The organism is Arthrobacter rhizosphaerae (genome assembly GCF_023062595.1).
Classification (GTDB): domain Bacteria; phylum Actinomycetota; class Actinomycetes; order Actinomycetales; family Micrococcaceae; genus Arthrobacter; species Arthrobacter rhizosphaerae.
Genome location: NZ_JALLAN010000001.1, coordinates 248,013 through 260,037, shown reverse-complemented (window position 1 = coordinate 260,037; position 12,025 = coordinate 248,013). Strand labels below are relative to the sequence as shown.

Here is a 12,025-nt window from a genome sequence, read left to right as displayed (position 1 = left end):
TCTTGATTCTATCGACTCATCATTCTTGCTCCTATCGACTGGAAAGCGATAGGATACTCATATACCAGGCGAACTGCGTTTCATCATCGAAGGGATCGACACCAATGGGCATTCTGGGCACGGCTGGAAGCCGGAACAAGGATCGGAAGAAGAAGCCTGACGAGCTGCTGTCCTCCGTGGTCAGGGAGACGGCGATCCCGGCGGCGGTAGAGCTGCTGCGGTCGAACGCGAAGTTCGTCTTCCCCAGCGGTACGGCATGGGTCATGCTCGTACTTGCCGCGGAGAACATCGGAGGGCTGAGCAAGCGGCATGGCCGTGACGAGGCCAAAGGGTCGATCATCGAGCTCATCGATTCAGACCAGATCAAGACCGTGGCTACCGCCGAGATGCTCGGTGAAGAAGTTTTTGGCATCATCCCGAACGCGGAGACGCTTTCCCGGATGGAGGAGTACTCACTCTTCACCGGTGCCGACTACTCCTGGGCAGTCGTGTGGCAGAAGCCCAGCGGCGAACTGTTGGTGGACCTCGTGAACGAGGCGACATTCAAACAGGCACAGGAGGTCGCCGCTGGTGCGATGAGCCTTGAGCAGGCCGTTGGAGAGCAGGCCTGGAAGGACCACAGCGGAGTTGCGTTCGACGAGGTCGCGGCCGGAAGTGCATCCACCGATACGGAGGCAGTCGCGGTGGTGGAGGACGGGGGCGACGACATTTTTGACGAACTCCCTGGCGGCAACTCTGATACTGGCGATGAGCCGATCTTCGACTCTGCGGGTGCTGACGAACCTCTGTTCGACGATGAGCCGATCAATTTCGGCACTGAGGTCGATCCCAAGTCGTTTGCCGTCGAAGCCGAGCCGGAGTTTGACGGGTCCGGTGGCCTCGATGAATTGGACGAGGAATCGGGAGCCCTTGATCAGAGCGCCGAGGATGTGGTGCTGCTGGAGGACCAGGAACAGGTTCGCGAAGTCATTGCCCGCCGCTTCCTTTCTGAGGATCTGGATCTCCAGGTTGATCTTTCCGAGTTCAACGCGACCTTTGCCATCGGCGCACCGGTCGTGCAAATCGACGTGCCTCAAGGCGCGACCGAATGGCTCGGCGACCAGGTTGCTCAGCTCAACCGGCAGGCCAACGCCGACCTTTCACAGCTTCGCTGGGCGCATGAGGACGAGCTGCGTACCTTGTACGTGAATCTGATGTCGGCACACGTCGAACAGGTTATCCGTGAGGTGGCCACTGACCGCCCGGGATCGCGCTACAAGTCGCTCAAGGACGGCACCGAGGAGGCCCACCGGGAGCGCGAGTCCGAGAAGGAGCAGCGGATCCGTGCCCGCAAGGCTGAGATCCTCAAGGATCACGAGACCCAGGCCAAGAAGCTCGCCGAGCAGGCGGCGATCCAGGCTGAGATCCAGTACAAGGAGCGCAACCGTTCCCGTATGGAACGCGAGCAGGGCGACGCTGTAGCCGAGATCGAGCGGGTCATCGAGAACGCTTACTCGCACGACCAGCAGGAGATCCTGCGCGTGCGCCGCTCCGACGCAGCCTTGAAGATGCAGATCGGCACTACGCGGATCTTCGAGGTGCTCGCTGAGAAGCAGAGGGCGTACCTCGAGGCCGAGGAGGCGCGCCTGGGCCAGTGGAAGGACGAGATCCAACGGATCGTCGATGACAACCGCAAGGCGGACATCGTCCAGGCCGAGGCTCTGGCCGAGCACCAGCGGACCACCGACGAGATCGGCGTGGTCCGACGCGAGCAGGAAGCGCTTCTGGAGTCGATCCGCAGCGAGCATGCTGATCGCATCCGCCGGATGGAGGACGAGCTCGACCGCAGCCGCAAGGACGCGATCACCCAGATGCAGGGGCGCGATTCGGAGTGGCAGCACAGCCTGGAGCTGGAGAAGGAGAAAACTGACTCGGCTACCAAGCGCAACACGGATCTGCTCCAGCAGATGGCGTCCGTGGAGGACTCGGTCAAGCGTCGTTATGAGGCGCGGATGGAAGAGCTGCTGGCCGATAAGGAATCGTACGCCAGCGAGCTCACGCGGGCCTCGGAGATCCAGGGTCGCTACAACAAGATGATCGTCGCTCTCATCGTGGCGCTGCCCTTGCTTGGCGGCCTCGCAGGCTTCATCGGCGGCGCGGGGATGGGCGGCTGACGCGACGCCCCGTAAGGGCCGAGCGCATCGGATGGACGGCGCATGGAGGCACTCCATGCGCCGTTGTCGTCTCCGGAGGCGGGACGAAGGACAGTGCACAGTAAGCAAGACACGCAGGAACAGGCGGGTAATCATGGCAGGCAGCAGGTGGAAGGCGTCACGTCCGAAGGCGCGCGGATGGGAGAAGCTCTCGGCCCGCAGGCCCGGTGAGACGTTGACGAACAGGGACGTCTACGAGGATCAGCAGCTTGATCGGGGCGAGCGGTTGAGCAAGCGCTCGAACACTCCCGGCATGGTGCTTGCGGGGATTGTCGGGAGCCTGGTCGCAGTCGTGGCATGGGTGCTTTTCTCAGTCATCGCCACGGCGGTGATGTCGGTAGGTCCGACTCTGGGGGATGGCCTGGGCGGAAACGGCCAGGGCCGTGCGCCGACCTCGTATTACGTCGAGGACACGACGACCGGGCAGGGTGGGGTGCCCGTTAGCTGCTACCGCGCTCTCGATAAGAAGGGCAACCCGGAACTCGGGGGCAAGTGCCACAGGGATCTCGCGGAGGTGCCCGTACCAGAGTGGTGGACGGAGGCCCAGGATGCCCCGGCAGATGCAGAACCCAAGGAGACCGCATCCGGCGCGACGAGCCTCGGTGAGCAGCTGGCCGCTGTCTCGGTATTCAAGCTCTTCCTCACCCTGGGTTCGGGATTGCTCGTCGCTCTTGTGATCGGAACGTGGACCGGCCGCCAGGTCGCGAAGCACAACGCGCATGTCGACCACACCGACATCAACGACCACCGCAATGACCAGCACATTGCGCTGCCCGAGGAGATCCAGCAGGCCTACGATTGGTTCCCGGACGCCGGCGCGCACTCCGCAGTCCAGGTCAGTTCAATGATCAGCCACATGATGCTCAGGAAAAAGGGCCTGGGTTCCGTCGAGGTCTCCCAGCGGGCCGAGGCCGACGTGATCGACGAGGATGGCAAACTCGTCTACTACAAGGGCGAGATCATGGACGACGCCGAAGGCAATCCGTTGGTCAAGACCCTGCCGGTTATCGACGAGGAGTTCGGCGAGGCTCTTTTCGACGCTTCGGGCCTGCCGCAGGACAAGGCACTGCGGAAGAAGTATGACACGACGTTGATCCCCTACAACCCTGACGGTTCGAACCGCGACAAGCTCGGCAAGTACAAGACCGTGGCGGACCTGATCAAGGACGACTGGGATTTCCCGGCTTATGAGGTCCAGCGTCCAGCCGGTGCGTACATCGTGGACACAGCACCGGTGAACACCATGGTTCTGGCGATCACCCGAGCCGGTAAGGGTCAGGGGTACATCGAGCCGATGATCGACATGTGGAGCCGGGAGAAGAACCCCTCCAACATGGTCATCAACGACCCCAAGGGCGAGCTTCTTGTCAAGAACTACATTCCGCTGGTCACCCGCGGATTCGAGCCGGTGCAGTTCAATCTGATCAACTCGATGAAGACCGACATCTACAATCCGCTGGGGATGGCGGCCGACGCAGCCCGTGAGGGCGACTCGACCAAGTGCGCGCTCTACATCGAGAACATCGGCGAAGTGTTCTTCCCGCTCGATGGAGGCGAGGATCCGGTTTGGCCGAACGCGGCAAACAACGCCTTCAAGCGAGCAGCCTACGGCCTTATCGACTTCTACCTCGAGGAGGAGCGGGAGTTGCGTGAGTATGCCGCTGTGACTGGCATGGATCCCGAGACGCTTGAGCATCGCCTGGACGACATGTGGGGCAAGGTCACGCTCTACAACTGCTACCAATTGTTCGTGCAGCTGACCTCGAAGAAGTGGAAGAATCCGGCAGCCGAGCTGGAGAAGCGCATCAAGGCCGGCGAGTTCGAGGAAGACGAGGAGGCTTTGGTCGAAGAGCAGGCGAAGGTCGCCGAGAAGGATTTCCTGTGGGAAGGCAAGGCTGAACAGGACCTGCTCACCCTGTACTTCAACGCGACACAGGCACTCCCCCGCAACTCGATGCGTACGTTGGTCGGAAACGCGCACAATGCCCTGGTCGCCATGGCTGGCGCAGAGAAGATGATGTCCTCGGTGTACGGCATCGCGATCACCGGTATGAGCTTCTTCACCGACCCGACGATCTCGACGCTGACCTCGGGCAAGCCTTCGCAGAACACCGATCTTGCTGGCCTGTCGTTTCCGCGGCGGCTTGGCGTGCGCTTCTCACCGAACTTTCTCAAGCGCGACCACCTGCTGGGACAGCAGGCCAGCTGGACGGCGTACGCGGACCCGATGTTCAGTGAATCGCTGGGTAAGGATTTCGAGCACGCTGAGGTCGTCGGCCGAGTGGGTTGGGCCCGCTACAACTTCAAGGGAATCTTCCCCAAGGACGAGGCCTGGTTGAAGCTGGAGCTGAAGAATCCCCAGAGCGGGATGCTTGTGCGGACCTTCTACTTCCACTTCAAGAAGAACTACCAGCTGTCGCTCAACGGACGCCACTTCGTGGTCGAGCCGGTGACCGGCAAGAAGATCGTAAAGAACGGCGTGGTGCGTGAGCTCAAGCCGGTGCGTGAGGGTGGGAAGCGGGACGGGAAGATTCTCTCGTTCCAGCCTGGGGATACGACGTTCCCAAGCCGGAAGCTGGATTTCTCCGGCGGAGGGAACCCGGAGGAGGTCGAATATCAGGCGCGGGCGATCACTCAGACGATGGCACGGTACTCGGAGTCGCCGAAGGCGGTCTTCCTGGTGACTCCCCCTCACCTGATGAAGTACGCGAAGCTGATTCTCATTCTGGTCAAGCAGCTCGTGGACGTATCGTTCGATCAGTCATACATGACGAAGTCGAACCAGAAGCCGCTGTACCGCACGCGGTTCATGCTCGACGAGCTGGGCAACCTGCAGTCCGACGGCAACGGCATTTCCGGCTTCGAGACGATGTTGAGCATTGGCCTCGGACAGGAGCAGCAGTTCACGCTCATCCTGCAGACCCTGCAGCAGCTGCGCGACGTCTACGGCGAGTCCGTCGACAAAATCGTCCAAGGCAACACCTCAAACATCGTCTTCCTCAAATCCACCGACGACTCGATGATCGAGACCTTGGAGAAGATGAGCGGCAAGACGCACCGCACGCACGCCAGCTCCAAGCAGATCACGCAGAACCTGGACAAAGTGGTTGGCGGGCAAACGGACGGGGCGATCTCGCGCACCTACTCGACGGAGGAGGAGCCGCTGATCAAGTACAACGACTTCGCGTTCCTTGCTCCGCGTAACTCCATCGTGCTGCGCGCCGGCGACGCGCCCGTATGGAACCGCAACGAGACGATCCTGCCGATGTCGTACAAGCTGCTGGGTAACACGATCAGGCACCCCGGGCACGAGTACTCGCTGCAGACAATTCCGACGCTGAGCTCGGCGATGGAGTTCGACGTGCGGATGAACCAGCCCGACTTTGTGAAGATGCTCGACAAGCGCATGGCGCAGGCAGTCAAGGCTCCGGATGCCAAGACGCTGTACCAGGAGACCTATGACTACAAGGATGTTGACATCGAACGTTTGGATCCGGACGTCTACTCAGATGAGGTCATGGAGGTCATCACCAGGATGACGATGGCCCATGACGGCGACGATCCTAATGCCCCGGTAATCGTGGATCCGGATGACTACGAAGCGATGATGGTGGGCAGCGACGAGGAGTTCCTCGAGAATGTCGAAGTCGCTGTTGCGGTGGCTGCGAACGCAACGACACTGAATGACCACCGGCGTATGGTCTACGCCGAGGGCACGATCAGTAAAGATATGCTGATCAATCTCGACGGCTCGGCCAAGGTCAAAGCACTGGACGTCGAGATCGGCGAGGCGTACAAGGCAGCGCTGGTCGAGATGCAGCAGGACCACAAGCATTTCTCGGTCGGCGGTGACGGCGAACTGCGCAGCGCGGACGGGACGAAGACCTTTATCAGCCAGGTCCGTTCCGATGCCTTCACCGAGGCGGCCCGCCGGCTCAACGGTCAGATCGGCGACGAAAATTCCCGGGTGTACGCCGAACAGGACGTAACCGAGGACGATCTGCGGTCGCTGGCGACGGTCAAGGTCCACGCCGCGTTCTATCTGTTCCTCGCTTCGCTGCCCAGCTGGGAGGTCCTGGCCGACGGCAGCTTTGACCGGGCAATGGCGGTCGAGATGAAGTCGAAGTAGTAACGCCTTTCACGAGCCGTAGCAGTCCTTCAATGAGTCGGACTGCCACGGCTCTCATCTATCGACTCATTACTCGCTTTCTATCGAATGGTCTGGGTATGATCTATACATAGTTATGTCACCCGAGCATCCACAGGAGGCTGAGAAGAGATGAAAAAGGCACATGGCCTGCGCAGGTACTTCTACGAGTACGTGTTCTATAAGGCAGTCGAACAGGGAAGGGATCAGAGCGGAGAGATCATTCCGATCTCCCAGGCCAAAGCTATCCGCGCACGAGTCGACCAGATTCTCGGGCAGCGCGGAACCGCGTTGGCTGACCCCCGGTTGGGTGTCACCGACTGCCTGAGCGCGATCGACGCGGCTTTCTCGGAGAAGGTCCCGGATTATGAGCTGCAGTTCGGCGACCACTCCCCCAAGAACGAGCGCTATCAGTCGCTGCAGCGGGACTTTACCCGCGCCACGGGCGTCGGCGCGCAGGCGGATCCTCGTTCGGCGCGGCTGCCGATCAGCCCCTACGACCCGGCGTGGTCCGAGCGGGCGACCGTGAAGCGGGCCGGGACCGAGCTGTTGTACATCCCTGATGAAACGATCACGAAGAACGCCGACGGCGAGGTCGAGACTCTGGCTGATCCCCGGCGCGGGAACATGACGCTCTGGCGCGTTGACGCCGAAGGAAAGCCTTACGAAGCCGGGCGGGCCATGACCAATGATGACGCAGCAGGGCTTACGGCGCTCATGGACAAGATGAGCCGCCAGGAATACGACCAGGTCCGGGAGTGGGTCATTGACGGCGGCCGCGACCCCCAGACCGGCCGCATTGACCGCAACCGTTTCATGTCCCAGCGTGCCGTGACCCGCTCGGCTGCTCTGCTCGAAGAGCTGAAGTCGCAGGGCGTGTCCTACGAGGTGTTGCGCGACCGTGAGCCGGGCCAGATCAAGGCCAAGATCGCCGGGACCGGCATGGAGATCCGTCTTACCGACACACGGCAGGAGGAGTACGCCGGCGCACGCATCTACGACAACGGCACTGTCCTGCGTTACAGCACCAACCACCGGGTTCCGGGCGGCATGGCGGTTCCTTCGCCCACTCCGGAGGAGGCAGTGCGGTTGCTGCGCTTCGCCCAGGGGCAGCGCGTTGAACGTGAGGATCTCCCTGGAGTGGCTGTCGGCGAGGTCGGCACCAGTCATCCCGAACGCGGCCGCGGCCGCACACTTGTGGATGTGCCCGACAGCTACCATGTCGACCGCGAGAGCATGTTCGTAGTGGCCGACTACGTGGTCCCCGGTGAGAATGCCCCACGTCCCGGGTCCAAGATCATGCTTCGCCGCGACGCCAAGAACCGCTCCCTGCCGACCTTCTTTGTCGACGCCGAGCCCGCAGAAATCTATGGACGTGAGGCCGTCGAAACCGCGCGGGAGAATCTGCGTGCTGCTTTGGGTGTTGAAGAATTGATTCTTCGTGCCGGGTCCGAGCTGCAGCGCACCGAGGGTGTGGTCGATGAGATCGAGCCGCCCGAGTACGCATCGGACCCTGAGGTTGCGGCGATCCAGCGCTCTTACTGGGACGTGCTTATCGGGGCCCGCAGCGAACTGCTGCGCCCGGGCGCGACCGAGGAGATGTACCAGGAGCGCCTGGACGAGATCGGCGAGCTGCAGGCCGGGGACGTGCCCGATCTGGGTAACCTCGTCTACGGCGGCTCGCCTGCGGAAAAGGTCCGCGGGCACGCTGACGACGTTCCCTTCGAGCTGGTTGGGACATGGGACGCCGAACCCCATTACATCGACGGCGAATGGATGGAGCAACGCTTCGATCCGTCCCGGGTGGCCAAGTACATGACCAGCCCCACAGGTCAGTGGTCGAATCTCGACAACCTTGCCTCGGCTCTGCGTCGTTGCGGGGTCTCCCCTGACGAGTTGATGGGTACCAGTTTTCAGGCGACCCGGTTCAAAGACCGGATCGTCGGTTTCAATGCGGCCACCGCCATTCCGATCACCGAGCACTCCTCGGAGTTCATGCGCCGCATTGGCGATACCGTGCGCCAGAGCCTGGTGCGCAATGCCGCGACGCCGGCTGAGATCCTGGTCGACGAGCAGGGTGTGATCAGCTGGACTGGCGAGAAGCTGCGACGCGACGGCAAGACGACCCCGGTCTCCGGTGAGATCGGTCAGGTCTTCGACGTCGGCGAATATGGCGAGATCGTCACGAAGTTCGCCAGCGGCGAGAACGCGCTGATCATCCCCGGCTACGAAGCGCGCATCAAGGCACAGATCCCTGGCGAAGCTCCTAAGTCAGTTGAAGAGCGCACTGTCTTGCGCGGCTACGAGCAGCTTATGCACGAGCGCATCCAGTACCAGATCGCGGGCGACCTCGTCTCCGGACGCAGCCGGACCGGAGAGCCGGCCTCGCTCAACGCCGTGTACTCGCAGCTTTACGGCACCAAGCACCCGGTCGACTTTGTCGAGCAGGCCACGACGTACGAGCTCGATGAGTCCACCGGCGAGATCACGGCACGTCTGGATGAGTGGACGGCTTCGATCCTGGAGACCGAGGCGAAGCGCGTGCGCTATTCCAACGAGATCAAGCAGGGCTCGACGATCTACGCCGAGTACCGCGCCGAGCGGGACCGTACCGACCCGGCCGACGACAACGTCTTCGACGCCTGGAAGCTCACCGGCGGGCGGAACATGACGGTCCTGACGGGAACCGATCGCAACCACGTTGCAGCCCCGGGCGGGTACTTCGACCCGGTGATGACCGGTGGCGCAACCAACCAGGGCATCGTGCGCTATCTCACCGAGGATGCAGCGGTGCGCCCGGACGGCACCATCGAGCCTGGCAACCCGGAGACTGTGACCGGGTCCCGTGCTCCGCTGATGAGCCGGCCGGAGCTGGAGACGCTGCGCTACGACCCCTTCGACCGCCAGCAGATGACGGCCTCGACAATCATGCAGTCCTCTGAGGTCACCAAGCCCACGGGTACCGCTCTGATGACCTTCGGCGGCTGGACGGCCGACGACCCGATCGTGGTGAGCCGTGAGTTCGCCGAGCGCCATCGTATCCGCGGGGCCGGTGGCCAGCCGCGTGACCTCGTCGTGGGCGACAAGATCTCGGACCTGCACGGCAACAAGGGTGTAATTTCGCTGGTTGTGGATCGGGACATGCCGCTGGACGAAGCCAGGTCCCACGGCATCGAGGAAGAACTGAACTGGTTCCGCGCCAACCCCGAGATGGACGTTGTGATGAGTCCGTTTTCGTTGATCTCGCGTCGCAACGCAGGGTCGGCCCGTGAATTGATGGCGGGTGAGACCCAGGATCTGGTGGCACCGTTTGTTCCCGAGAACAACGTGGCAGACGGTATCGGCCAGATGCGCTTTGTCGTCACCCACATGGCCGTCGACGAGAAGACCAAAATTTACGATGACGAGCAGGTGCGGGCCGGTAAGGGCCGCAAGGCTTCTTCGCAGCTGGCGTGGGCGCTGCAGTCCCAGGACTGCCCTGCGATCATGCGTGAGTTCTACGGTCACAACTCCGGGGCCGAGTCGAACCTGCGCGAGTACCTGTTTGTCGCGGGCCTGGACATGGAAGCCGACGGCTCCTTGCGCGTCGTCGGTCAGTCCGACAGCATCGACGAGCGTCCCGAGCGCCGTCTCATCCCGATGCCGGAGTTGATGCGCACTCAGCCACGCAGTGAGGGCGCGCTCCCGGGGCTGAACACAACAGCGATGCGTAAGTCCTTTGGCGACCTGATCGGTGACCGCGGCGGCGACATGGAGATCCCGTTTCCGCTGGCGTATCCGACCGGCGAGCAGACCGAGACCGTCAGTGCGTCCTCCTGGAAGCTGCCTGTGCTTTCCTCGCACCTGCGCAGCGGGCAGGAATTCGACGACGGCACGTCGGTCACACACGATTACACCCGCAACTACCAGGACGTTTTTGTCGAGGCCTGCCGCTACCGGTTTATGGCCGAGCAGCTGGACGGTCAGGGCTTGTCCTCGGAGAAGCGCGCGGAAGTGCGGCGGGGTATGAGTGAGTCCGTGTCCCGGGCCCAGCGTTCCTTCGAAGCGATCACTACTGATGTGCAGACCCGGGTACTCACCGGAAAGAACAACATCTTCAAGACAGGTTTGATGTCCTCGCGCCTGTCCGACTCGGCGACAATGGTCTGGACCGCGGACCCGCGGCTCGACATCGACCAGATCGCCCTGAGCTCGGTCAAGGCCGGGCAGCTGGGTCTGACCGAGGGCGACCACGCTCTGGTTTGGCGCGATCCGGTCCTGCGCGACGCCGGCGTGCGCTACATGCGGGTAGCCATCGACGACCGGCTCACGGGCGCGGCGATCAACCCGGTCATGGATCAGTGCTTCGACGGCGACTTCGACGGCGATGCGGTCGCAGTGGTGAAGCTGCACAGCGAGGCAGCGAAGGCTGAGGCTCTTGAGAAGCTTTCGGTGCCCTCGAACCTGCTGGACACCGGAGTGGTGAAGCCTGACGGCTCACACCCCTTGGCGATGCAGGTTTCTCTGGACACGCAGGTCGCACTGTCGAAGAACCCGAACCTGGTGGAGGATCTGGACAGCTCCTTGGCGGAGGCGAACCGGCTGCGTTTCGTCGACGACTCCTACGAGGTTGGCACCGGTCGGGAGACACTCACCGACGAGCTCAGCGGTATCTATCGCTCTGCCCAGCGCGGTGAATTCGGTGCGGCGTTGACGTTCTCCGACCGTGAGGCGCACCTGCAGAGCGTGCGCCAGGTCTGCGTTGAGACCGGCGCGAAGGGCAGCGAGAAGAAGCTGGCTGATTATGCCCGCAACCTCGGCGACGACCAGGGCAGGCCCGGCATCACCCAGGAGGACCAGGAGGCGAGTATGTTTGCCACGGCAATCAAGGCCCACGGAACGGGACTCGGTGGCTCTTTCTCGCAGAGGGCCGTGCGTGCCCTGCGAGGCGCGGACCTCAAAGCGGTGCTGGAGGTTACCTACCCGGTGACCCAGTCGATCCTGCAGGCCAAACACGATGCAGCAGAAGCCCGGCACAAGTACGAGATGCTTCAGGGCCCGGGGCGTGATCTCTGGAGGGGCCGCAAGCTCGAGCATGTCGGTCCCGGCCAGTGGCGGCCCGAGTTCTCCGACGGTGAGGCTGTCCAGGCAACGGCCGAGGAGTGGGAGGCCCAGTTCACGGAGTTCTATGAAGCCAAGGACGGGTTCAACGTCACGGTCAATCCTGACCACGTGGCGCGCGTCGCACGTGCCTTGGAAGACCCGAAGACGGGGCTTGTGCGCAATCTGGAGGAGGACCCGTCTCTGGCCGGCACCGTGATGGACCGCATGGCTTACGGTGGCGACTTTGCGGCGCTGTTGCAGGCAGCGAAGGATCGCGAAGGCATTTTCGACGGAGCGAAGAACGAACAGTTCGCCTCAGCAGGGACCCGACGAGTGCGCTCGGCGGCGGCCCAGCAGCTGGACGCGTTCGAGATCCTCGGGCTGGACGGCCTGAACGGTATGGAGAGTGCTGAGATCGCAGTGGACGCCGCGGTGGTCAAGCGCGACGTAATCGCCCCGGATGTAGACGGCGCTGCCAGGGCACGTGGCGCGGGACGGCGCTCGGTGCACGCCGTCGGCGTCGGAGCACGTCGGCCGGTCTGGACGCCGAACTTTGAGGCCGAACCCGAGAAGAGTGACGACGACTACGGAATGGGGAACTGAG

Annotated in this window: 3 protein-coding genes; all 3 read left to right on the top strand. The window is 62.7% G+C overall.

Annotation, left to right across the window (positions count from 1 at the left end; genetic code table 11):
• Window positions 1-104: 104 nt before the first annotated feature.
• On the top strand, window positions 105-2,153 hold the full coding sequence (locus tag MU551_RS01355) for a hypothetical protein (RefSeq protein WP_247040336.1): 2,049 nt from the start codon (window positions 105-107) through the stop codon (window positions 2,151-2,153).
• Between the two features lie 133 nt (window positions 2,154-2,286).
• Complete coding sequence (locus tag MU551_RS01350) at window positions 2,287-6,321, top strand: type IV secretory system conjugative DNA transfer family protein (protein WP_247040335.1); 4,035 nt, start codon at window positions 2,287-2,289, stop codon at window positions 6,319-6,321.
• Between the two features lie 150 nt (window positions 6,322-6,471).
• Complete coding sequence (locus MU551_RS01345; RefSeq protein ID WP_247040334.1) at window positions 6,472-12,024, top strand: hypothetical protein; 5,553 nt, start codon at window positions 6,472-6,474, stop codon at window positions 12,022-12,024.
• The last annotated feature ends 1 nt before the right edge of the window (window position 12,025 follow it).

What these genes read in the sequence shown, in the direction of transcription:
- MU551_RS01355 (WP_247040336.1), top strand. Translation starts at nt 105, where the DNA reads ATGGGCATTCTGGGCACGGCTGGAAGCCGGAACAAGGATCGGAAGAAG.
- MU551_RS01350 (WP_247040335.1), top strand. Translation starts at nt 2,287, where the DNA reads ATGGCAGGCAGCAGGTGGAAGGCGTCACGTCCGAAGGCGCGCGGATGG.
- MU551_RS01345 (WP_247040334.1), top strand. Translation starts at nt 6,472, where the DNA reads ATGAAAAAGGCACATGGCCTGCGCAGGTACTTCTACGAGTACGTGTTC.